Source organism: Baekduia sp. (genome assembly GCF_035685985.1).
GTDB lineage: Bacteria > Actinomycetota > Thermoleophilia > Solirubrobacterales > Solirubrobacteraceae > Baekduia.
The window spans coordinates 177,506-198,189 of sequence record NZ_DASRZV010000024.1; the positions used below are offsets into that span (position 1 = coordinate 177,506).

The window sequence follows — 20,684 nt, forward strand, 5'->3', positions numbered from 1 at the left end:
TCGCGCAATAGAATCCTCGCCTCGTGCGCCTGTCCTCTGCCGTCCGCGTCGCCGCGTGGAGTGTTGTCGCGGCCGGTGTCGCGGTCCCGCTCGTCCGCAGGCGCGCGCGGATCCCGCCGCCCGTCGTCACCGCCTCCGCGGTCGCCGCCCCGCTGGCCCTCAGCATCGTCCTGCCGCGCTCCACGAAGCGCGACGTGGCCCTCTGCATGCTGCAGATGTACGCCTACACGGTCACCTACCAGATGCCCAACGACGATCCGGAGGCGCTGGAGCGCCGCGTCCACCTGGACTACCCGGTGCGCGTCGACCGGATCCTGGGCCTGGGCGAGATGCCCAACGTGCGGCTGCAGAGGTGGTTCGCGGTGCCCGACCGGATCCGCAAGCGCGACCAGGTGCTCGTGTGGTCGCACTGGCTGTGGTTCCTCTTCCCGCACGGGACCGTCGCCTACATCCTGTGGCGCCACCCGGACCGCTTCCCGCGCACGGCGGCGCTGACGTACGCGGTCTTCGACCTCGGCCTGGTCGGCTACTGGGCCGTGCCGACCGCGCCGCCGTGGTACGCGTCGCTGCACGGCCGCCTGGGCGAGAGCGGCGACGTCGCCGTCCGCCGGATGATGGTCGAGCACGGCGAGGCGTTCTGGCGCGACAGCTGGGAGCCGCTCTACAGTGTGCTCGGAGGCAACCCCCTCGCCGCCATGCCCTCGCTGCACTTCGCGACATCGCTGATGGCCGCGCATCTCCTCACCGAGGCAGGGCCCGTGGAGGGCGCGGTGGGGTGGTCCTACGCGCTGACGCTGGGCTTCGCGCTCGTCTACCTCGGCGAGCACTACCTGATCGACCTCCTCGTCGGCGCGACGCTGACCGAGAGCGTCCGCGCCGCCGCGCCCGCGGTGGCGCCCGCCGTCAGCCGGGTCGGCCGCCTCTTGCAGCGGCTCGAACGGCTGGCGCATCCATGACGGCGGACACGAGCGCCGTCGATCGCGACGACGACCTCGACGAGGTCGACGACGACGAGCAGATCCCCATCATCAAGGTCACCCGGCGGACGCTGGTCATCGGCGGCGTCTTCGTCGTCGCGTGCATCGTCTTCCTGGCGGTCGTGCTGCCGCAGCTGGCCGGGCTGGGGGACACGTGGCAGCAGGTCAAGGACGGCGACCCGCTGTGGCTGCTCGTCGCGCTGGTGTTCACGCTGCTGTCGTTCGCCGGCTACGTCGTCCTCTTCCAGGGCGTCTACGTGCGCGACGGCTTCCGGCTCAGTGCGCGCGAGTCCTACGAGATCACGATGGCCGGGCTGGCCGCCACGCGCGTCTTCGCCGCGGGCGGGGCGGGCGGGATCGCGCTGACCGCGTGGGCGCTGCGCCGCGCGGGGATGCCCAAGCGCGCGGTCGCCGACCAGACGCTGGCGTTCCTCGTGCTGACCTACGGCGTCTACATGGCCGCGGTCGTGCTCGGCGGCTTCGGCCTCTACCTCGGGGTCCTGCCCGGCAACGACGACTGGGCGATCACGCTGCTGCCGGCGATGATCGGGCTGATCGCGTTCGCATTCGCGCTGCTGGCGTCGCTGACGCCGACCGACCTGCAGCGGCGCCTGGAGGGCTACGCGCAGCGCCACGGCCGGGTCGGGAGGCTGGCCCAGAAGGCGGCCAACCTGCCGGCGGCGATCTCCTCCGGGATCCGGATCAGCGTGTCGCTCGTGCGCCAGGGCGACCTCGCGCTGGTCGGCTCGATCGCCTACTGGGGCTTCAACATCGCCGTGCTCTGGGCCTCGTTCCAGGCCTTCGGCGAGGCGCCGCCGTGGGCGGTCGTCGTGATGGGCTACTTCGTCGGGATGCTCGCCAACCTGCTGCCGCTGCCGGGCGGCGTGGGCGGGGTCGACGGCGGGATGATCGGCGCGTTCGTCGCCTTCGGCGGCGAGTCGAAGGACTCGATCGTCGTGGCCGTGCTGACCTACCGGCTCTTCGCCTTCTACCTGCCGACGATCCCGGGCGCGATCGCCTACTTCCAGCTGCGGCGCACCGTGGCACGCTGGACCGAGCAGCGCAGGGCCCGACGTAACGCCCGTCCGGGAACGGGTACTATACAAACTGAAGCGACCTGAAACGGGAAGGAACCACAGCATGGCCGACGTCGAGAACGTGATCATCATCGGGAGTGGCCCGGCGGGCTACACGGCCGCGCTGTACACGGCTCGCGCGAACCTGAGCCCGCTCGTCATCGAGGGCTTCATGTGGGGCGGGCTGCTCCAGCAGACGACCGAGGTCGAGAACTTCCCCGGCTGGCCGGGCGGCGGCATCCAGGGCCCCGAGCTGATGACCAAGATGCGCGAGCAGGCCGAGGACTTCGGCGCGCGCTACGTCACCGACCAGGCCACGAGCGTCACGCTCGCCGAGGAGCCCGGCGGGATCCACGAGGTCCACGTCGGCCAGGACGTCTACCGCTCCCGCACCGTGATCCTCTCGATGGGCGCCGAGCACAAGAAGCTGGGCGTCCCGGGCGAGGCCGAGCTGTCGGGCTCGGGCGTCTCCTACTGCGCGACCTGCGACGCGGCGTTCTTCAAGGACCAGGTGATCATGGTCGTCGGCGGCGGCGACTCCGCGATGGAGGAGGCGATGTTCCTCGCCAAGTTCGGCCGCAAGGTCGTGCTGGTCCACCGCCGCGACGAGTTCCGCGCCTCCAAGATCATGGAGGCCCGCGCCCGGGCGATGGAGAACATCGAGTTCAAGACCCCGTACGTGGTCGAGGCGTTCCTCGACGGCGAGGGCCCGTTCAAGCGGATCGCGCGCCTGAAGCACAGCGGGACCGACGAGGTCGAGGACGTCGAGATCGGCGGCGCGTTCATCGCGATCGGCCACGAGCCGACCTCGGAGATCGTCGACGGCGTGATCGACACCGACGACGAGGGCTACGTGAAGGTCGACGGCCGCTCGACGCGCACCAACCGCCCGGGCGTCTTCGCCGCGGGCGACCTGGTCGACCACACCTACCGCCAGGCGATCACCGCCGCGGGCAGCGGCTGCCAGGCCGCGCTGGACGCCGAGTGGTACCTGCGCGACACGCCGCAGGTGCCGACGCCGGAGGCGCTCGCCGAGACCGGCGACCTCGCCGAGGCGCAGTGGGCGCCGACCCAGGCGTAGCGCGCCGCGCCCGTGCGGCTGCCTCTACTTCACGGTGAACTTCAGGACGTTCCGGCCGGCGGCCGGGGCGTCCTTGAAGCCGTTCTCGTCGCGGGCGACGACCTCCAGCACGTAGCTGCCGCGCGGGAGCGTCAGCGCGAACGCGTAGCTGAAGCCGTCGCGCAGGTCGGTCAGGTCGGCCGGGAAGAACGCGCCCGCGGAGGGGCCGCACTTCTTGGTGGTCTTCATCAGCAGCGTGCCGTCGTCCCAGGCCGAGCAGCGCTTGACCGTCCTGGTCCGGTAGCGCGGCTTCGCGTGCCGCTTCCTGGTCTTGACCTTCACCTTGGTCTTGACCGTGACCGTCCGGGTGAGGCGCAGCCGGACGTCCTGGACGCTGTTGGGGTCGACCTCGATCGTGCCCTTGACCTGGCCCGGGCCCTTCCTGGCCTTGAAGACCTTGTTGTTGGCGATGTTCGTGACGTGCGTCACGGGGCCCGACGTGTCGGGCGTGCCGCAGAAGCCGTCGTGGCCGTTGGTGTCGCACGGCGACGGGATCACGTAGGGGATCTCGGGCGGCGCCTGCACCTTGGTCGAGCCGCAGTAGCCGTCGTTGCCCTCGCTGACGCAGACCGGCAGGCGGACCGGCGGGCGGCTGCCGTCGCCCTTGGACACCATGATGGTGTGCGGCCCGTAGGTCGTGAAGCCGACGCTGGTCTGGCCGAAGAGCGGGCCGGAGTCCAGCGAGACCGAGCGGGCGCCCTCGTCGGTCGTGACGGTCGCGCCGGTCGGGCCGCCGTCGCCGCGCGTGCGGATCACGACCGGCGCGTCGCGGCCGGGCACGGTCTGCGGCGCGACGTCGTAGGGACCGCCCTCGCGGACGCGCCCGTACAGCGGCGTGCCGGGGAAGCAGCCGGTGGTCTTGGCGCCGCAGGCCTGGTAGAGCAGGACCTCCGAGCCCGCGGGCACCGACGAGGTGCACGCCTCCTGCGTGTTGTAGGTGTTGGCGCCGTGGTCGACCGGGCCCTGGTCGACGTAGACGCGCCAGAACCAGGCGGGCGGGGAGGCGGGCGTGCCGGCGGGCTCGGCGAGGCCGCGGACCAGCGAGATCAGCCACGCGCCGCTGGTGGGGTCCTTGATCGTGCGGACCTGCGGGGCGCCGATCGCCGCGGTCAGGGCCGCGACCGGGCTGTCGGCGGCGCAGGTGGCGGTGACCGTCGGATCGTTGGCGTCGGCGATCGTGACCGGCCCCGCCGTGTCGACCGCGACGCGGTCGACGAACGCCGAGCCGATCGACGTGGCGGTCGTGCTCTCCGCGCGCACGACGACGGCGTGCGCGCCGGCGGGCGCGGCGCCGAGGAGCGTCGCGACCATCGCGGCGGCGAGCGCCGTGAGCGTCCTTGCGTGATGACCCATGTTCTCCCCTGGCCGCCCCGGGACGGGCGGCGGTCCATACGACCGCGCGATCCTACCCGCGCGCGGGGGCGCGGCGCCACTGCCCGGAAGGACGGGCCGCTAGCGGTGGCGGCGCCGGGCGGCCGCGCGGCGCCGGGCCGCGGCGGCCCGCCGCCGGGCCGCCGCGCGCGGCTTGGCGGTCGTCCGCGCGGCGGCGGGCCTGGCGGGCGCGGCCGGCGGTCCGGTCTCGACCGGCTCGGGCGTCGCCGCGCACTCGGCGACCGGGGCCAGGTAGGCGGGGTACATCACGTCGTCGGGGTCATCGGCGTGCTCGTGGCCGTCGAGGTGGCCGACCTCGTGGACGACGACCGTGCAGAGCTTGGGCCAGTCCCACTCGACCTGCGTGGAGAGCGCGATCGCGCAGTCGACGTTGAAGGACGGCTGGAGGTACGGGTCGACGTCGTTGGCCCAGGAGGAGCGGGCGTTGACCGCGCGGCCCAGCGGCGCCCAGCCGACCGCGACGCGGCCGCGGCAGGGCGCCATGCCCCAGCGCTCGGCGCCGATCGCCAGCGCGGCGCGCAGCGTCGAGCCGCCGGCCGGCCAGCGGGCGGCGGGAGGACCGGACGGCGAGGAGGCCGCCGCCGGGCCGGCGCAGGCGAGGGCGAGGGCGAGCGCGCAGACGAGCGTGACGAGGGGCGAGGGGCGGCGGCCGTCCATGGCGGAGGAGTGGCGGGCATCCGTGCCCGCCGGTCCGGCCATCGGTCGCATGGGGCCTGCGGATGAGCGCGCGGGCGCCGCGTTGGCCGCATTTTCGGCCCCGTTGGCACCGGACGTTCGTCTACCGCTTTCCGGTGGGCCGATCCGATGGGCCCAGATTGACACTCCGGAACCCTGACTCTTGCTTACCACCCAAACCGGGGGTACGATCGCGTCCTTCTTAGGGAGGAGAAAGGGTCACTTGTCTGCCATGGATGTGCTCACTCATCCATCGGGTCCCGTCGCGGAGGCCGCCCGTCGGCTTCGGGGCGTGCAGCGCGCGATGACGAGGCTGTCCAGCCTCGACTCGGTCGCGCGCCTGGTCGCGGCGGCGCCGCGCGAGATCTGCCGCGGCGTGGGGTTCGAGCGCGCGATGCTGTCCCACATCCGCGGCGACCGGCTCGCCTTCGCGAGCGTCAGCTTCGAGGCCGACCCCATCATGGCCGCGGACTTCGCCCGGCTGGCCCGGGCCGTCCGGCCCCGGCTGGACCGCTGCGCCCCCGAGCACGAGGCGGTCGTCCGGCAGATGCCGGTGCTCGTCCGCGACACGCAGAAGGCGAGCGGGCTGTTCCGGCCGCTCACCCATGTCGCGCGCACGACGTCCTACGTCATCGCGCCGATCGTCCGCGACGGGCACACGGTCGGGCTGCTGCACGCCGACCACTTCGGCACCGACCGCGGGCTGGACGAGCTGGACCGCGAGCTGCTGTGGACGTTCGCGACCGGCATCGGCTGGGCGATGGACGACATCGCCGGCCGCGGCCTGCGGCGCGCGGCCCAGGACGGCGACGACGCGGTCGCCGACGACCCGTCCGCGCAGGCCCGGATGGCCGGGACTGAGCTGGACGGCGAGCTGTCGGGCGCGCCGGGCCGGCTGGCGTCGATGACCGCGCGCGAGCTCGAGGTCCTGCGGCTGATGTCCGACGGCGCGTCCAACGCGGCGATCGGCCAGGCGCTGGTGATCTCGCAGGCGACGGTCAAGTCGCACGTGCGTCACATCCTGCGCAAGCTCGGGGCGGCCAACCGCACCGAGGCCGTGAGCCTGTTCCTCGCGACGGGACGGCGCGCGGCCTAGATGGTCGATGCCTAGCGCTTCCTCTTCCTGACCTTGGCCTTCTTGCGCTGCTTGTAGGCGCTGATCGTGTAGGGGACGACCTCGGCCGCCGTGGCCGTCGGGTCGTCGGGGTCGACCGCGTCCTGGGCGGTCACCGCGACGTAGTAGGTCCCCGACCGCCTGGCGGTCAGCTCCAGCCGCGGGTCGTCGGACAGGCCGCCGGTGGCGACGTCGGCCCACTCGTCGACATCGTCGGTGACGTCGAAGTCCTCCACGCGCGGGTCCATGATCGCCAGCTCCAGCAGCGCGTCGGGGTCGGCGGCGGTGACCGAGACGACCACCCGCTCGCGCTTGACCAGCGCGATCCGGTAGACGTCGGCCGGGTCCTTGGCGGGGCTGACCGACCCCACCGCCTTGAAGCGCATCCTCGTCCTGGTCAGCAGCGCCGGGTGCAGCTTGGCGTAGGCCTTGGACCGGACCCAGAACGGGTCGTCGTCGGGCTCGGGCGAGGTGTCCTTGGCCGGCGGCGCGGCCGACAGCGCCGCCGGGAGGCTCAGCAGGCCGTAGCCGGAGTCGTCGTCGCGGCCGGCGACGCCGAGGTCGGTGCCCGCGCGCCGGACGACCTCGAAGAGCTGCGCGGTCGTCAGCGTGGGGCGGGCCGCCCGGACGATCGCGACCGCGGCGCCCAGCTGCGGCGCGGCGAACGAGGAGCCGCTGGAGAACCCGAAGCCGTGCGGGCAGACCGCGAGCGGCAGCGGTCCGGTCACGCCCTCGCCCGGCGCGAGCAGGTCCAGCCACGGCCCGGTGTCCACCGGCGCGCTGCGGCCCGGCGTCGCGGTCGCGGTCGCCGCGCCGGCGACCAGGACGTGGGGGAGGCTCGACGGCAGCCACGGGTCGGCGACCGACTGGTCGGCCATCCCCGCGACGACGATGACCCCTTGGGCCAGCGCCGCGTCGACGGCCTTGGAGAGCGCGCGGACCTCGTCCTCGGTGGCGGCCGCGTCGGCGACCGCGCCCTCGACCACGACGACGCCCGCGCCCTGGGCCACGGCCCGGGCGATGCCCTTGACGACCACGCTCAGCGGCGCCGTGCGCAGGCCCGGGGCGTAGATCCGGATGGGCAGGATCGGCGAGGCCGGGGAGACGCCGGCCATCCCCGGTCCGGCCCCCGCGGCGAGCCCGGCCGCGGTCGTGCCGTGGCCGTCCCAGTCGTCGGCGACCGGCGCGCCGGTCGCCGCGTCCCAGCCCGGCAGGACCCGGCCGGCCAGCGGTGGCGCGGTCGGGTCCACCCCGGTGTCCAGGATCGCGATCGGCTTGGTCGCGACCGCGCCGGGCGCCCCCACGGTGCTCGGCACGTACGCCGGGTCGTCCGGGGCGGGCACGCAATAGCCCGCCGGCGGCAGGGCCAGCTCGGCGCCCTGGACGGGCCCCGCCGGGGCCGTCGCCACGGCCCCGGCTCCGGCGACGGCGGCCGCGACCCGGACGGCGATCGCGGTCCTCCGTCGCACGTCGGGTCACCCCACCTTGATGCTCACGGTGAGGTTGGTCGACACGATGATCGGCAGCGGGATGATCATCGCCGAGTTGTTGCAGGGCGAGGTCGGCGAGCCGGGCGACAGACACGCCTGCACGTCCAGCGGGTCGGGCGGCGAGGTGAGGTTCAGCTTCGCCAGGCCGGTCGTCTTGCCGATCTTGCCCTTCAGGAAGAACGTCTGCGTGAACTCCGTGTAGCCCGTGGTGATGTAGGGCTGGTCGCAGCCGTCGTCGTCGTTGCGCAGCTCCAGCGGCAGCTGGATCTTCGTGTAGGCCGTGGCGGTCACCCCGCCCTCGGCGGTCAGCGTCGAGATCGACTGCCGCGTCGGGTCGAGGTTGACGTTGGTCGGCGTGCCCGTGCGGATCGCCGACGAGACCTGGCCGCCGTGGCAGTCGTCGTCGATGAAGACGTCGGTGCGGCCGAGCTGCAGGTTGCCGCGCGTGAGGTTGATCTGGTTGTCCTGGCTGAGCTTGTAGCCGCCGGGGATCAGGCCGGTGAGCGTGCCCGTGATCGGCGCCTGGCGCTGGAAGGCGCCGAAGTCCAGCAGCGCGTAGGAGCCGTCCAGCATCGTGATCTTGACCGGCGTGCCCGCTGAGCTGTTCGTCGAGGTCTTGCACTTCTCGTAGGTGTAGACCCGGACCTTCTTCTTGACCTTGACCAGGCGGTTGCCCTTCTTGACGGTCACGGTCCGCTTGGCCGTCTTGTAGATCGGCACGGTGACCTTGACGGTCCTGGGCTTGCCGGTGCGGACCTTGACCTTCTTGCCCTTGCGGACGACGGTCTTGTACCTGTAGCGCTTGACCTTCTTGGTCTTCGTCCGCACGCAGGTGCGCGCGCAGGAGACCATGATCCTGCGCTTGGCCGAGACCACGACCTTGCGGTACTTCTTGGTGCCCTTGATCCTCTTGTACGCGTACTTGTAGTACTTCTCGTACGCGTTGGCGAGCTTGCCGTTCTTGAGGATCTGCGCCGGGCACGTCGTGGCGGCGGCGCTCGCGCTGGGCACGGAGGGTGTCGCGCCGGTGGGGGCGGCGCTGACGCTCGCGGCGACGAGGGCGAAGGCGACGGCGCAGAGGGCGACCAGTCGCGTGAGGGTGGACATCCTGTCTCTCTCCCGGAGAAGTTTCGTTCCCTGCCGGAGGGTCGGGGCCCCGGTCCGAAGACCGGGGCCCGCGTCCCACCTGAACTACCTGAACAACGTGGGCGTGAGCCCGTGTGTGGGGTGGACCTAGTTGGCCGCCACGTCGCCGACGAGGACGTCGAGCGAGATGCCGGACACGTTCAGGTCAGCGCCGACCGTGACGGCGGAGCCGCTGTTGGTCGTCGTGTAGCCGTCGGCCGCCGCGGCGGGCGTCAGCTTCGACACCGAGGCGGGGCTGAGGGCGCTGGCGGCGACGAGCGCCGTCGGGTCCGCGTTGCACGCGACGCCGCTCGGGGCCGGACGGGAGTGGCCCGTGTCGGCGGGCAGCCCGCCGTTGGGGACCGTGCCGCCCGGGCCGGTCGCCGCGGAGCCCGCCGGGATGGTGGGCGCCGTGGTGTCCGAGCCGTTCTGCGGGGCGTCGTAGCTCGCGTACGGCGCCAGGCAGGCGGCGACCGCGAAGCGGGCCTCGGAGCCCGGCAGCGAGGAGACCGTCGCCTTGGCGATGCGGAGCTTGCCGTCGGCCGTGATGCCCGGGGAGATCTTCAGGTTGCCGGCCAGGCGGACGGACGGGATGTAGTTGTCGATCCCACCGGTCCAGATCTGGCGGCAGTTGAAGATGCCCGCCGGGTAGTTGTTGCCCGTGATCAGCGGCGACCCGAAGGAGTCCTGGTCGACCACGCGCAGGATCGAGTTGATCCGGGTCTTCAGGGACACCGTCACGTCGATGCCGTAGTTCTTGCCCGGGATCTTCCCGAACAGGTTGGCCTGGCCACCGGACTTGCCGATGACGATGTTCTGCGAGCCCGAGACGCCGTCGGCGTTGGCGGCCTGCGGCACCTCGGTGCCCGCGGCCGCGATGTCGAGGCTCAGGGCGTTGGTGCGGAGCACCGTGTCGGAGGCGCCGGGGGCGGTGAAGCCACCGGGCTGCGACGACGCCGAGTACGGGAACGGGTTCGGGTTGCCGCCGACGACGTTGTCGTCACCGACCGTCACGCCCGCCTTGACCTGGTCGATCGAGTCGATGCCCGGGGTGATCGGCAGGAAGCCGGCCGGGGTGGACGCGCTCACCGACGGGTCGATGAACGGGTAGCCGGGCAGGCCGCCCGGCTGCGGGATGCCACCGACCGTGCCGCTCGCGGCGAGGGCCGAGCCGAACGGCAGGGCGTTGGTGCCGAGGAAGTCGCCGCAGCCCGACAGGCCCGCGCTCTCCGGGATGCCCAGCGAGTTGGCGTCGTAGCGGGTCGTGCCCTTCGACACCTGGTCGTTCCACAGCAGCGGGATCGACGTCGACGACAGGTGGTGGTTGGCGGAGGGCAGGATCGACAGATCCACGTTGCCCAGCGCGCCACCGTCGTAGGAGTCGTGGAACACGAGCTCCGCGGACAGCGAGCCGCCCAGGTCGATCTCACGGGTGCCGAGCGAGGCCCCGAGGTCGACGGTCGCCTTGTTCGGGTTCGTGGCGGTGCGGCCGCCACGGAGGGCGATCGTGACCGGGAGCTTGAAGTTCACCAGCGACGCGCGCTTGATGAACGACTTCCGGGCGACGACCTTCGGGTTCTTCTTGACTTCCTTCTTGAGCTGCGCGCGGACCGCGGCACGCTGCTTCGCGGACATCTTCTTCGCGGACGCCGGGCCGGCCATGACGCCGACCGCCAGAGCGGCAACCGCGAGGAGTCCGAGGTAGCGCCAAAGGCTACTTCTGAGGGACACCAGTCCTCCTCCTTGATGGTTTGACCTTCCCCTGCCATCCCGTGCCGACGTCTCGGGTTCCTCCTTGGATCGCGAGCTCCCGCGACACGGACTGCGACCGTATTCCGGGCTCCGCGGCGCCGACATCCACCCGATGGCTGATCTTCGTCATCCCAAAGGGTGAACTTGGCTTGAGGAACGCGGGATCTCGCCGATGGAGACCGTTTGCTCCTGGTAATCGACGGTGCGCGAGACCTGACCTAACGCTCAGGTCGAGGGTGAGATCAGTGCCCTATGTGGCAGGGAACGGCCGTCGCGGAGAGAATCCCCGCTCGTCCCGATCGTCGCAGCACCGGAGGAGACCTCGATGATCCGCAGCACCTTCGCCGTCGGCGCGCTCGCCCTCGTCTGCGCCCTCGCGTGCGCGCCCGCCGGCGCGCGGGCCGCGAGCCACACCCAGCGCCTGGACGTCGGCGCCGAGCTGGTGCGCCAGCAGCCCGGCGGCAAGCCGTGGATCGTCAACCTCGTGCTCGGCGCGCAGCTGGGGATGGACGACGGCACGGTCCCGTCGCCGGTCCGGCACATGGTCTTCTCGTTCACGCGCGGGGCGCGGGTGCACCCGGAGGCGTTCGCGACCTGCGGCTTCGCGACGATCACCAAGCGCGGGCCGGCGGCGTGCCCGGCGGCGTCGCGGGTCGGCAGCGGCAAGGCGGTCGCCGCCGCGCTGCAGACGACGTTCGACGCGACCGTCACGGTGTACAACGGCCCGAAGGTCGCCGGTGGGCGGCAGCTGGTCGTCTACGCGCGGGCGCTGGGGACGGTGTCGATCCCGATGCCCGGGACGCTGAAGAAGACCGCGGGCCGCTACGGCTGGGTGCTCGACCTGCCGGTGCCGCGGATCATGACCGTCGGCGAGGAGAACGACGCGGCGATCACGAGCTTCGAGGTGAAGGTCGGCGGGATCGGCCGCAAGAAGGTGCCGTTCATCGAGGCGCCGACGTCGTGCGCCGAGCCGGGCTGGCCGTTCCTGGGGGCGTTCTCCTACGCCGACGGCGCGAGCGGCTCGTCGTCGGCGACGATCCCGTGCCTGCTGAAGGGAACCAACGACTAGGTCAACTGCGAGCAAGGAACGTTGCGGCTTATGGCGAACAACATCGCTTAATACGCCCGCGCCGAAACTCCGGCCGCTCCCATGCGTAGTTGAGAGAGAACCATGCAGCAGCCCAAGCACACCTTCCAGTACCCCAAGGTCACCCCCGTCGCCCAGGCCTCCAAGCCGGCGACGACGCCCGCCGCCGCGGCCAAGCCGCAGCGCCCGGCACGGTAGACCCCAGGGCCCACCACACAGCCCGGGGTCGCCTCAGAAGGCGATGCCCTCCAGCCGCAGGAGCGCCTCCTTGCGATGCATGCCACCGGTGTACCCGGTGAGCTTGCCGCTCGTGCCGATCACGCGGTGGCACGGCACGACGATCGGGATCGCGTTGGCGCCGAGCGCCCGGCCCGCGGCGCGCGAGGCCTTCGGGTTGCCCGCGCGCGCGGCGACGTCGCCGTAGCTGGCGGTGTGCCCGAACGGGATCGCGGCGGTCGCCTGCAGCACGCGGCGGCCGAAGTCGGAGTACAGCGACCAGTCGATCGGCAGGTCGAAGTCCGTCCGCGTGTTGTTGAAGTACTCGTCCAGCTCGCGGCGGACGGCGTCGAGGCGGCGCGGGTCCTCCAGCACGCGCGGGCTCAGCCGGCGCGAGAGGTCCTCGAGGATCGGGTCGACGCCGCCGTGGAAGTCCTCGTAGGCGAGGCGGACCAGGCCGGTGGGCGTGACCGCCGCGACCAGCTCGCCGACCGGCGAGTCGAGGACGGCGTAGGCGACGTCCGGTCGCGCGGCGTCGAGGAAGCGCCGCGTCGCGGCGTCCAGCGCGGCGGCGTCCACGGCCGGGAGGGCGGGGGTCGAGTCGTTGGTGCTGTCGGTCATGTCGGGCTCATCTGGGCACGCAGTCGTTTCAGGCCCTCGTGCGCGGAGCGGCGGGCCGCCTCCTCCGAGCAGGACAGGGCGACGGCGACCTCGGCGTGCGTGAGGTCGCCCGCGTAGCGCAGCAGCACCGCGGCCTTCATCTTCGGCGGCAGCGCCCGGACCCGCGCCCACGTCTCGTCGTCGGCCAGCGGCGCGTCGTGCACCGCGACCTCCGGCACCTCCTCCACCGGCACCGGCCGCCTCGCGCGCGCCCGGTGATGATCCATCGCCTTGCGATGCGCGATCGTCATCACCCACGCCCGCTCGTTCGACCCGGCGCGCAGCTTCGGCCACGCCTTCAGCGCCGCCAGGAACGTCTCCTGGAAGCAGTCGTCAGCCGCCTCACGGCCCACCGACGCCACGAGGAACCGGAACACCGGCTCCCGCTGCTCGTCGAGGAATCTCTGAAACGGCCGGTTCACTGCCCCTACAACGCTACGCGGGGCGCGGACGTGAGAGCTAGCGCGGCGTGTCCCTGACGCCGAAGAGCCAGTCCAGCACCCGGACGCTCAGCGGCTTGCCGTTCGGGTAGCTGAACTCCGGCAACCCGATTTCCGGCATCGGCGGCGGAGGCGGAGGAGGCGTCGCCTTGTCAGCCATCGTGTCTAGAAGATACCCGACGCCAACGCGGCCAGGGTCAGGATCTCGACGACCAGGCTCCACACGGCCACCCGGAACGCACGGTCCACCGGGACGAACAGCGCTTCGTTGCGCTCCCAGAACCGATGCAGCTGATACGCGATCCGTCGGTGGATCTCCGCCGGGTCGTCGCGAATCCCGTAGTAGCGCTCGTACACCGGCGGGCCCGCGACGGCGAAGACGAACGCGCGTGGCATCAGCACCAACAGGCTTCCGGCGAACGCGAGAACGAGCGCTGCCAGGGCGGCGACGACCAGCGGAACGGGGCGATCGTCGGCGAACGCTCGCCCGCCCAGCAGCGAGACCGCCAGCGAGGCGGCCGCCAGGAGCACGCCGGTGCGCGCCCGCAGGTCCTCGACCAGCTTCTCCTGCTTGTCGAGCGCGCGGATGGCGTTGTCGTAGGCGATCTGTTCGAGGCCGCTCACCGGTGCGTCATGGTGACGGCGCGCACAGCGAGACGATCACGGCTCCTGCGAATCGCTTGCGCTTCGTGGCGAAGACGCCGCGAAGCGCGGCCGCCCGCCGGCCTACGGCTCCCCGTGGTTGGACCGCGGCTCGCGTCGTGGCACGGCGGTGCGCCCGCGGCCTACGGCTCGCCGTGGTCGTGCCCGAAGTGCTCGTGGTCGTGGAAGGCCGTGACGCGGCGCAGGAGCGGGGCGGTGCGGTAGCGCTCCTCGCGGTACTCGTCGAAGAGGCCGTCGAGGATCATCACGATGTGGTCGAGGGAGACGGTGTCGGCCCATTCGAGCGGGCCGATGGGGTAGTTCAACCCCAACCGCATGCCGGCGTCGATGTCCTCGGGGGAGCCGACGGACTCGCCGACGGCGAAGGCGCACTCGTTGACGACCTGGGCGAGGATGCGGCCGAGCACGAGGCCCGGGGCGTCGGCGACCCAGACGGTCGGGCGGCCCAGGGCGGAGAAGAACTGCTCGGCGCGGTCGGCGGCCACCTCGGAGGTCGCCTCGGTGCGGGTCAGCTCGACCAGCCCGACCGGCGACAGCGCGTGGAAGCCCGCGGCCGCGCCGCCCTGGTCCAGCGCCTGCAGCGGGCCCTCGGCGCACAGCACGACGCGCGGCGCGCCCTGCAGCGGCGGGGCGTCGTCCTCGGACGGGCCGCACTCGACGATCAGCCACGGCACGTCGCCGTCGGCCTCCTCGGCGACCGCGAAGCTGGCCTCGTCGGCCAGCGCGCGCAGCTCGTCGGCGAGCGGCAGGAAGCCGCTGATCAGGACCGCGCCCGTCACGTCGTCCGGCACGCCCGGCTCGGGCGACGGCGGGTCCTCCTCGCGGTGCGGCACGCCCTCGCGGTACTCGTACCAGCCCTGGCCGCTCTTGCGCCCGAGGTGCCCGGCCGCGACCTTCTGCGCCTTCAGCACGCTCGGCCGCCAGCGCGGCTCGCCGAAGCTCAGCTCGTAGAACGACTTCGACACCTCCAGGCTGACGTCGACGCCCACGAGGTCCTGCAGCTCGAACGGCCCCATCCGGAACCCGGCGGCGCGGACGATCTGGTCGATCTCCTCGACCGACGCGATCCCCTCCTGCAGCAGCCGCAGCGACTCCAGCGTGAACGGCCGGTTGCACCGGTTCACGAGGAACCCGGGCCCGTCGACGGCGTCGATCACGCGGCGGTCCATCGCGCGGCCGGTGGCGCGCGCCAGCTCCAGCGCGTCCTCCGACGACGCGACGCCCGCGACGACCTCGACGAGCTTCATCAGCGGCGCGGGGTTGAAGAAGTGCATGCCGACCACGCGCGACGCGTCGGCGGTCGCCCGCGCGATCGCCGTGATCGGGATCGACGACGTGTTGGACGCGAGCACCGCGCCCGGCGCGACGCGCGACAGCTCCCCGAAGATCTCGTGCTTGAGCGCCAGGCGCTCGGGGGCCGCCTCGACGATCAGCTCGGCGTCGGCGAAGCCGTCGTAGGACGAGATCGCCTCCAGCCGCGCGCCGATCTCGGCGGCGTCCCCCGACAGGCGGCCCTTCTCCACCAACTTGGCGATCCCGGCCCGCGCGCGGTCGGCGCCCTTCTCGGCGGCGCCCTCCATCGCGTCGAAGAGCAGCGTCGTCGCGCCGCTCTGCGCCGCGAGCTGCGCGATGCCCGATCCCATCGTGCCGGCGCCAACAACGCCGATGACCTTCGGTGCGTCCATGCCCGGCACGCTATACGGGCGTAGACTCGGCCGCCGTGGACCCCTTCGCCGTCATCATGCTCGGCGTCGTCGGCGGGCTGGTCGTGGCCCTGCTGCTGCTCGGCCTGTTCCATCCGCGCACCGGCGCGGAGGCCCTCGACTGGCGGCCGACGCGCTCGGCCGAGCTCGAGATCCAGAACGAGATCGACGACCTCGACCAGATGCTCGAGGCGGCCAACGTCCGCCGGCGGCGGCGTGGGGATCCCGAGCTCACCGAGGACTCGCTGCGCGCCGACGTCGGCGCGCACATGGCCGAGTCCCTCAAGCGCCGCGAGGACCACCTCGCCGACCTGGAGGTCGTCCAGATGCTCGACGCCAAGAACAAACGACGCCGCGCCAAAGGGCTGCCGGAGATCACCCGCGAGGAGTACGAAGCGGGCCTGCGGAGCGACGCGTGAGGGTCCTGATGGTCGGCGGCGGCCGGCCCGGATTGGAGCTGACGCGCCGGTTGAGCGCCGACGGCCACGCGGTCCGGTTCGTCACCCGCAACGAGGCCTTCCGCGAGGAGATCGAGGCGGCCGGGGGCGAGGCCTACCTCGGCGATCCCGACCGGATCGGCACGCTGCGCTACGGCCTGGACAACGTCACCGTGTTGTTGTGGTTGATGGGCCGCGCGCCGGACGGCGACCTCCACGGCTCGCGCCTGACGATGATGATGGAGCGCACGATCGACACGACCGTGCGCGGGGTCGTCTACGAGGGCACGCCCGAGGGCGCCGCGGTCGTCGAGAAGATGGCGGCCTACAACGAGATCCCGTACGCGATCCTCGACACGCCGCGCGCGGACGAGGGCGCCTGGGCGAGCGCGATCCTGGCCGAGATCGACGGCGTGCTCGCGGCACCCCGCGGCTGACCCGATCGGCGCGTCGCGTCCGACCCGCGCAGGTCGCGGGTCAGGCGCGAGGCACGCTCAACGTCGCCACCGCGTCGACCACCAGCGCCCAGAACGCGCCGTGGTCGAGGTCCAGCGCGACCTGCGCGTTGGGCTCGCGGCCGGTCACGCCGAAGCGGTCGACGACCGTCGCGCCGCGCGTGAACTCGCCGTGCAGCTCGATCACGACGTTGGCCGGCTCGCAGCGCACGACCTCCGGGGCGATCACGCGCGCGACCGCGACCGGGTCGTGCACCGGCGCGGCCGGGAAGCCCCAGAGCGACCGGTAGCGGTCGGCGAAGAAGTCCAGGAGGTCGACCACGAGCGCGCTCAGCGGCGAGCCGATCGCGCGCAGCCGCGCCAGCACGTCCTCGATCGCCAGCGCCTGGTGGGTGACGTCCAGCCCGCACATCGTCACCGGCAGGCCGCTGGAGAAGACGACGTGCGCGGCCTCCGGGTCGCACCAGATGTTGAACTCGGCCAACGGCTGCCAGTTGCCGGTGGCGATCGCGCCGCCCATCAGGACGATCTCGCGGATCCGACCGGCGGCCGCCAGCTCCGGGTGCCGCGTCAGCAGCAGCGCGACGTTCGTCAGCGGCCCGGTCGGGATCAGCGTCACCGGCTCGGGCGACGCGCGCAGCACGTCGGCCATCAGGTCGACCGCGTGGCGCGGATCCAGCGCGACCGTCGGCTCGCCGAGGTCCGCGCCGTCCATCCCGGACTCGCCGTGCACCCGCGAGGCGTGGCCGGACGGCCGGCCGAGCAGGGGCTCCGGCGCGCCCGCCGCCACCGGCACGTCGACGATCCCGGCGTGCGTGCACACCAGCAGCGCGTTGCGCGTCACCTGCTCCAGCGACCCGTTGCCGCCGACGGTCGTGATCGCCCGCAGGTCCAGCGCCGGCGACGCGGCCGCCAGCAGGATGGCCACCATGTCGTCGTGGCCGGGGTCGCAGTCCAGGAGGACGGGGACGCGGGTCACGGCGTCGTCGCCGCGGCCGCCGCCGCGTCCAGCCGCTCGAACAGGTCGCCGAGCATCCGCGCCGTCGCGCCCCACACGAGGTGGTCGCCGACGACGTAGGTGTCGGTCCGGAACGGCACGCCGCGCCGCGTCAGCCGGCGCCGGCCGTAGCCGTCGCGCAGGTCGTCCAACCGCAGCTCCAGGACCTCGGCGACCTCGGCCTCGGCCGGGAGCCAGGTCTGCCCGGGCTCGATCAGGCCGACGAACGGATAGACGGAGAAGTTGGTGGCGATGGTCGGCGTCGGCTGCAGCGCGCCGATCAGCTCCACGCCGTCGGGCGCCAGGCCGATCTCCTCCTCGGCCTCGCGCAGCGCGGTCGCGCACAGGTCCTCGTCCTCGGGATCCTGCCGCCCGCCCGGGAACGAGATCTCGCCGGCGTGGCGGCGCAGGTCCTCGCGGCGGCGCGTCAGCACGACGCGCGGCGCGCCGGCGGCGTCGAGGAACAGCGGGACGAGCACGGCCGCATCGGTGCGGCCGTGGACGTCGAGCGCGGCGGCCTCCCGGGGATCCAGGAGGACGCCGTCGAGGAGCCGCTTCAGCTCAGCTCGCGAGGGAGACCCGCTCGACACGCTCGTCGAACATCACCTCGCCCTCGAGCGTGCGGTGGACCGGGCACTTGGCCGCGATCACCCGCAGGCGCTCGACCTGCTCGTCGGACAGGGAGTCCGGGAAGCGCATCACGAGGTTGAAGCGGGTGGGACAGCCGCGCTCCGCCGGGGTGTAGTCGCAGGCGACCTCCACGTCGCCGACGTCCCAGCCCTTGCGCTTGGCGTACATCTCCATCGTGATGGCGGTGCACGCCGCCAGGGATGCGGCCAGCATCTCCTGGGGGCTGGGGCCGCTGTCCTCGCCGCCCTTGTCGGAGGGCTCGTCGATGGTCAGCTGGTGGTCGCGGATGCGGATCGCCTGACGGAGCGAGCCCGACCGCGTCGCGGTGGCCTTCATGGCCTCGATGATGGCAAACGGATCAGGCCAATGGGTTGAACATCAGTCCGGTTGGCACCTTCGGGTAGAAGAACGTGGACTTGGGCGGCATGTTCACGCCCGCGGCGGCGATGTCCCGGACCTGCTGGACGGGCGCGCCGCGCAGGAAGAAGGCACAGTCGTACTCGCCGGACTCGACGAGCGCCAGCGCCTCCTCGTCGGTTCGCGAGTAGCCCAGGCCGTTCAGGTGGGCGACGTCGTCCTCGGTCATCCCCAGGACGCCCTGGAGGATCAGCGCCTCGAGCACCGCGGTGTCGAGGTGGCGGTAGGGCTCGGGATAGGACGCCAGCGCGGCGTCGGCGATCGCCTGGTCCTTGAGCACCAGCCGGTAGGCCTGCCGGTGGTGGCTGTCGATGTAGCCCATGGTCAGGGGCGTCGACGCGGTCGGGTCGTCTGGCGGCGCCAGCTCGGCCCGGTCGATCGGCGTGACCTCGAAGGCCTCGCGCAGGTAGGCGCCGAGCTTCTGCTGGGTCTCGGGATCCTTGACCTGGTTCAGCAGCCGGTGCGTCGGGAAGATCGTCAGCCCCGGGTCCTGCAGCGCGACCAGGCACATCAGCACGTAGCGGTGATCGCCCTCTCCACCGCGATGATGGTCGCCACCCTCGCCGTGATGGCCGGCTCCGCCGATCTCCTCGGCGTACACGCGCGCCGTCTCGTAGCGATGGTGGCCGTCGGCGATCAGCAGCTCGGTCTTGCCCAGCGCCATCCGCACGCGGGCGAGCGCGGCGCCGTCGGTGATCCGCCAGAGCGTGTTGAGCGTGCCGTCGGCGTCGGTGGCGGTGCCGAACGGGTCTTCGGAGGTGAACGGCGCGACCGCGCCCCACGCGTCCTGGCCCGGATCGTCGTAGAGGCTGAAGATCGGCGACAGGTTGGCCTGGGTCGCGCGCGTGAGCCGCAGGCGGTCCTCCTTCGGGCCCGGATGCGTGCGCTCGTGCGGGCGGATCCGGCCGGGGCCGTACTCCTCCACGCGCACGCGCGCGAAGATCCCGCGGCGGGTGAGCCGGCGTCCGTCGGGCGCGGCGTAGTCCTGCTGCAGCGCCCACATCGCGGGCTCGGCGTCGCGGACGACCGCGCCCTGGCGCTTCCACAGGTCGAGCAGGCGCGCGGCCTCCTCGTAGGCGTCGCCGCCCAGCGGCGCCTGCGGCAGGTCGATGTTGACGACGTTGTGCGGCGAGCGCGCGGCCAGCGCCGCGCGCTGCTCGGGGTCGATGACGTCGTAGGGCGGGGCGATCACCGACTGCAGGGAGCCGACGACGCCGAGGTCGTAGCGGAGGGCGCGGAAAGCTTGGACGTCGGCCATGGTGCGGCCAACGGTATCCGAGGCCCTCGCCGACGAGCGCTACGCTCGCCGGCCGAAGTCGTTGACGTAGGTCGCGCCGGAGCCGCCGTTGGGCGCTCCGAGGGCGATCCCGACGCCGACCTCGCGGAACGCGCCGTTGAGGATGTTGGCGCGGTGGCCGGCCGAGTGCATCCAGGCCTTGACGATCCGCGCGGGCGTCTCCTGGCCGCTCGCGCCCCAGGCGATGTTCTCGCCCAACGACCAGGAGCGGGTGTTCTTGAGGTAGTTGGTGCGCTGGATCCGCGAGGACATCGTCGAGCCGGCGGGGGAGACGTGGTCGAAGAAGCGCTGGGCGACCATCAGCCGCGCGTACCTCGTGGCGGCGGTGGACAGCGAGGGCTGCGAGCGCAGGCGCCGCAGGCCGTGGGCGGCGCGCTGGCGGTTGAGCAGGCAGAGCGTCGCGTGGCGGACGGCGGCGGCGTGCGCGCGGGACGGCTTGAGGTGCGCGCCACGGCAGGTGGCGGCGTCGGCGGAGGTGGCGAAGAGGCCCGGCAGCGTCGCGAGGAGAGCGAGGGCGGGCAGCAGGAATCGGAGTCGGCGCATGGCGGCTCGGGGCACAGGCATCAGGGTCGGAGGAGGGAGGGGAGGACCGGGACGGACGACGTGGGACCTCGTCGCCGGCCTCCCTCCGGTGTTCGGCCGCCGGCGACGCGTCATGTGGCCGCCCAGGGTGATCCTGGACGTCTGTTCTACTCAAAGTCAGCGACCAGACCCGCCAAGGCGTCCACCCTCCCCTTGACGCAGGATCCCCCGATCGCGTCGCGCGCTCTTGGGGCGTTCGGACAACACCACTAGACTCGCCACGACGGGACGTGGCGCAGCCTGGTAGCGCACCTGCTTTGGGAGCAGGGGGTCGCCGGTTCGAATCCGGCCGTCCCGACTTCTTGTAGGCCAAGCCTAGAGGTCTCGGGCGAGGCGTTCCCGTCAGCGTCGGAACTCCCGTGGTCGGGGGACGGCCAAC

22 protein-coding genes and 1 tRNA gene are annotated in these 20,684 nt (G+C 72.5%); 8 read left to right on the plus strand and 15 right to left on the minus strand.

Annotation, left to right across the window (positions count from 1 at the left end):
* Positions 1–23: 23 nt before the first annotated feature.
* The 3 genes from VFG42_RS13255 to trxB are packed head-to-tail and all read left to right on the plus strand — an operon-like array spanning position 24 to position 3,134.
* The gene (locus VFG42_RS13255) at positions 24–956 is read left to right on the plus strand and encodes a phosphatase PAP2 family protein (RefSeq protein ID WP_324909152.1); all 933 of its coding nucleotides are present in this window, start codon (positions 24–26) and stop codon (positions 954–956) included.
* Positions 953–2,098 (plus strand): lysylphosphatidylglycerol synthase transmembrane domain-containing protein, encoded by a 1,146-nt coding sequence (locus tag VFG42_RS13260; RefSeq protein WP_324909154.1) that lies wholly within the window; start codon positions 953–955, stop codon positions 2,096–2,098. The genes VFG42_RS13255 and VFG42_RS13260 overlap by 4 nt, the downstream gene beginning before the upstream one ends.
* A 19-nt stretch (positions 2,099–2,117) precedes the next feature.
* A complete protein-coding gene (trxB, locus tag VFG42_RS13265) occupies positions 2,118–3,134 on the plus strand; it encodes a thioredoxin-disulfide reductase (protein WP_324909156.1) in 1,017 nt (338 codons plus the stop codon).
* A gap of 24 nt (positions 3,135–3,158) precedes the next feature.
* Here trxB and VFG42_RS13270 read toward each other — a convergent pair whose 3' ends face one another.
* Both VFG42_RS13270 and VFG42_RS13275 read right to left on the minus strand, forming a co-directional pair.
* Positions 3,159–4,526, minus strand: coding sequence for a hypothetical protein (locus VFG42_RS13270; RefSeq protein WP_324909158.1), 1,368 nt, complete (start codon positions 4,524–4,526; stop codon positions 3,159–3,161).
* Between the two features lie 99 nt (positions 4,527–4,625).
* Positions 4,626–5,222, minus strand: coding sequence for a matrixin family metalloprotease (locus VFG42_RS13275; protein ID WP_324909160.1), 597 nt, complete (start codon positions 5,220–5,222; stop codon positions 4,626–4,628).
* A 322-nt stretch (positions 5,223–5,544) separates the two neighbouring features.
* Between VFG42_RS13275 and VFG42_RS13280 the strand changes: the two genes are divergently transcribed.
* A complete protein-coding gene (locus VFG42_RS13280) occupies positions 5,545–6,336 on the plus strand; it encodes a LuxR C-terminal-related transcriptional regulator (RefSeq protein ID WP_324909162.1) in 792 nt (263 codons plus the stop codon).
* Between the two features lie 11 nt (positions 6,337–6,347).
* Here the strand turns inward: VFG42_RS13280 and VFG42_RS13285 are convergent, their stop codons facing one another.
* The 3 genes from VFG42_RS13285 to VFG42_RS13295 form a co-directional block, all read right to left on the minus strand.
* Entirely contained in the window at positions 6,348–7,823 is a 1,476-nt protein-coding gene (locus tag VFG42_RS13285) for a S8 family serine peptidase (RefSeq protein ID WP_324909164.1), read from the minus strand.
* Positions 7,824–7,829: 6 nt separating this feature from the next.
* The gene (locus tag VFG42_RS13290) at positions 7,830–8,951 is read right to left on the minus strand and encodes a hypothetical protein (protein ID WP_324909166.1); all 1,122 of its coding nucleotides are present in this window, start codon (positions 8,949–8,951) and stop codon (positions 7,830–7,832) included.
* A gap of 126 nt (positions 8,952–9,077) precedes the next feature.
* Positions 9,078–10,604, minus strand: coding sequence for a hypothetical protein (locus VFG42_RS13295; RefSeq protein WP_324909168.1), 1,527 nt, complete (start codon positions 10,602–10,604; stop codon positions 9,078–9,080).
* Positions 10,605–11,046: 442 nt separating this feature from the next.
* On the opposite strand from VFG42_RS13295, the gene VFG42_RS13300 reads away from it, so the two are divergent.
* Positions 11,047–11,790: a hypothetical protein gene (locus VFG42_RS13300; protein WP_324909170.1), complete on the plus strand. Its 744-nt coding sequence runs from the start codon at positions 11,047–11,049 to the stop codon at positions 11,788–11,790.
* 249 nt (positions 11,791–12,039) lie between these two features.
* Here the strand turns inward: VFG42_RS13300 and VFG42_RS13305 are convergent, their stop codons facing one another.
* From VFG42_RS13305 to VFG42_RS13325, 5 genes are all read right to left on the minus strand, one after another.
* Positions 12,040–12,645 carry a methylated-DNA--[protein]-cysteine S-methyltransferase gene (locus VFG42_RS13305; protein WP_324909172.1) on the minus strand — a complete coding sequence of 202 codons (606 nt, stop codon included), beginning with the start codon at positions 12,643–12,645 and terminating at the stop codon, positions 12,040–12,042.
* Positions 12,642–13,061 (minus strand): RNA polymerase sigma factor, encoded by a 420-nt coding sequence (locus tag VFG42_RS13310; RefSeq protein ID WP_324909174.1) that lies wholly within the window; start codon positions 13,059–13,061, stop codon positions 12,642–12,644. Before VFG42_RS13310 ends, VFG42_RS13305 begins: the two co-directional genes overlap by 4 nt.
* A gap of 82 nt (positions 13,062–13,143) precedes the next feature.
* Positions 13,144–13,284: a hypothetical protein gene (locus tag VFG42_RS13315; protein WP_324909176.1), complete on the minus strand. Its 141-nt coding sequence runs from the start codon at positions 13,282–13,284 to the stop codon at positions 13,144–13,146.
* Between the two features lie 5 nt (positions 13,285–13,289).
* Positions 13,290–13,748 (minus strand): hypothetical protein, encoded by a 459-nt coding sequence (locus VFG42_RS13320; protein ID WP_324909178.1) that lies wholly within the window; start codon positions 13,746–13,748, stop codon positions 13,290–13,292.
* 161 nt (positions 13,749–13,909) lie between these two features.
* Positions 13,910–15,472, minus strand: coding sequence for a 3-hydroxyacyl-CoA dehydrogenase NAD-binding domain-containing protein (locus VFG42_RS13325; RefSeq protein ID WP_324909180.1), 1,563 nt, complete (start codon positions 15,470–15,472; stop codon positions 13,910–13,912).
* A 35-nt stretch (positions 15,473–15,507) separates the two neighbouring features.
* Here VFG42_RS13325 and VFG42_RS13330 point away from each other — a divergent pair, with 35 nt between their 5' ends.
* Positions 15,508–15,909: a hypothetical protein gene (locus tag VFG42_RS13330; RefSeq protein WP_324909182.1), complete on the plus strand. Its 402-nt coding sequence runs from the start codon at positions 15,508–15,510 to the stop codon at positions 15,907–15,909.
* Positions 15,906–16,364 (plus strand): hypothetical protein, encoded by a 459-nt coding sequence (locus VFG42_RS13335; RefSeq protein WP_324909184.1) that lies wholly within the window; start codon positions 15,906–15,908, stop codon positions 16,362–16,364. Before VFG42_RS13330 ends, VFG42_RS13335 begins: the two co-directional genes overlap by 4 nt.
* A gap of 40 nt (positions 16,365–16,404) precedes the next feature.
* Here the strand turns inward: VFG42_RS13335 and VFG42_RS13340 are convergent, their stop codons facing one another.
* Genes VFG42_RS13340 through VFG42_RS13360 form a run of 5 tightly spaced genes read right to left on the minus strand, consistent with a single transcriptional unit; the run spans position 16,405 to position 20,266 of the window.
* Positions 16,405–17,361: a nucleoside hydrolase gene (locus VFG42_RS13340; protein ID WP_324909186.1), complete on the minus strand. Its 957-nt coding sequence runs from the start codon at positions 17,359–17,361 to the stop codon at positions 16,405–16,407.
* Positions 17,358–17,969, minus strand: a complete 612-nt coding sequence (locus tag VFG42_RS13345; protein WP_324909188.1) for a CoA pyrophosphatase — start codon at positions 17,967–17,969, stop codon at positions 17,358–17,360. Before VFG42_RS13345 ends, VFG42_RS13340 begins: the two co-directional genes overlap by 4 nt.
* A complete protein-coding gene (locus tag VFG42_RS13350; RefSeq protein ID WP_324909190.1) occupies positions 17,941–18,345 on the minus strand; it encodes an OsmC family protein in 405 nt (134 codons plus the stop codon). The genes VFG42_RS13345 and VFG42_RS13350 overlap by 29 nt, the downstream gene beginning before the upstream one ends.
* Before the next feature lie 22 nt (positions 18,346–18,367).
* Positions 18,368–19,684, minus strand: a complete 1,317-nt coding sequence (locus VFG42_RS13355) for a DUF1015 domain-containing protein (RefSeq protein ID WP_324909192.1) — start codon at positions 19,682–19,684, stop codon at positions 18,368–18,370.
* Between the two features lie 39 nt (positions 19,685–19,723).
* Positions 19,724–20,266: a CAP domain-containing protein gene (locus VFG42_RS13360; protein WP_324909194.1), complete on the minus strand. Its 543-nt coding sequence runs from the start codon at positions 20,264–20,266 to the stop codon at positions 19,724–19,726.
* 263 nt (positions 20,267–20,529) lie between these two features.
* Between VFG42_RS13360 and VFG42_RS13365 the strand changes: the two genes are divergently transcribed.
* Positions 20,530–20,603 (plus strand) — tRNA-Pro (locus VFG42_RS13365).
* Positions 20,604–20,684: the final 81 nt, after the last annotated feature.

Coding starts and splice junctions, on each gene's coding strand:
- VFG42_RS13260 (WP_324909154.1), top strand. CDS start 953: ATGACGGCGGACACGAGCGCCGTCGATCGCGACGACGACCTCGACGAG.
- trxB (WP_324909156.1), top strand. CDS start 2,118: ATGGCCGACGTCGAGAACGTGATCATCATCGGGAGTGGCCCGGCGGGC.
- VFG42_RS13270 (WP_324909158.1), bottom strand. CDS start 4,526: ATGGGTCATCACGCAAGGACGCTCACGGCGCTCGCCGCCGCGATGGTC.
- VFG42_RS13275 (WP_324909160.1), bottom strand. CDS start 5,222: ATGGACGGCCGCCGCCCCTCGCCCCTCGTCACGCTCGTCTGCGCGCTC.
- VFG42_RS13280 (WP_324909162.1), top strand. CDS start 5,545: ATGACGAGGCTGTCCAGCCTCGACTCGGTCGCGCGCCTGGTCGCGGCG.
- VFG42_RS13290 (WP_324909166.1), bottom strand. CDS start 8,951: ATGTCCACCCTCACGCGACTGGTCGCCCTCTGCGCCGTCGCCTTCGCC.
- VFG42_RS13295 (WP_324909168.1), bottom strand. CDS start 10,604: ATGTCCGCGAAGCAGCGTGCCGCGGTCCGCGCGCAGCTCAAGAAGGAA.
- VFG42_RS13300 (WP_324909170.1), top strand. CDS start 11,047: ATGATCCGCAGCACCTTCGCCGTCGGCGCGCTCGCCCTCGTCTGCGCC.
- VFG42_RS13305 (WP_324909172.1), bottom strand. CDS start 12,645: ATGACCGACAGCACCAACGACTCGACCCCCGCCCTCCCGGCCGTGGAC.
- VFG42_RS13315 (WP_324909176.1), bottom strand. CDS start 13,284: ATGGCTGACAAGGCGACGCCTCCTCCGCCTCCGCCGCCGATGCCGGAA.
- VFG42_RS13325 (WP_324909180.1), bottom strand. CDS start 15,472: ATGGACGCACCGAAGGTCATCGGCGTTGTTGGCGCCGGCACGATGGGA.
- VFG42_RS13350 (WP_324909190.1), bottom strand. CDS start 18,345: ATGAAGGCCACCGCGACGCGGTCGGGCTCGCTCCGTCAGGCGATCCGC.
- VFG42_RS13355 (WP_324909192.1), bottom strand. CDS start 19,684: ATGGCCGACGTCCAAGCTTTCCGCGCCCTCCGCTACGACCTCGGCGTC.
- VFG42_RS13360 (WP_324909194.1), bottom strand. CDS start 20,266: ATGCGCCGACTCCGATTCCTGCTGCCCGCCCTCGCTCTCCTCGCGACG.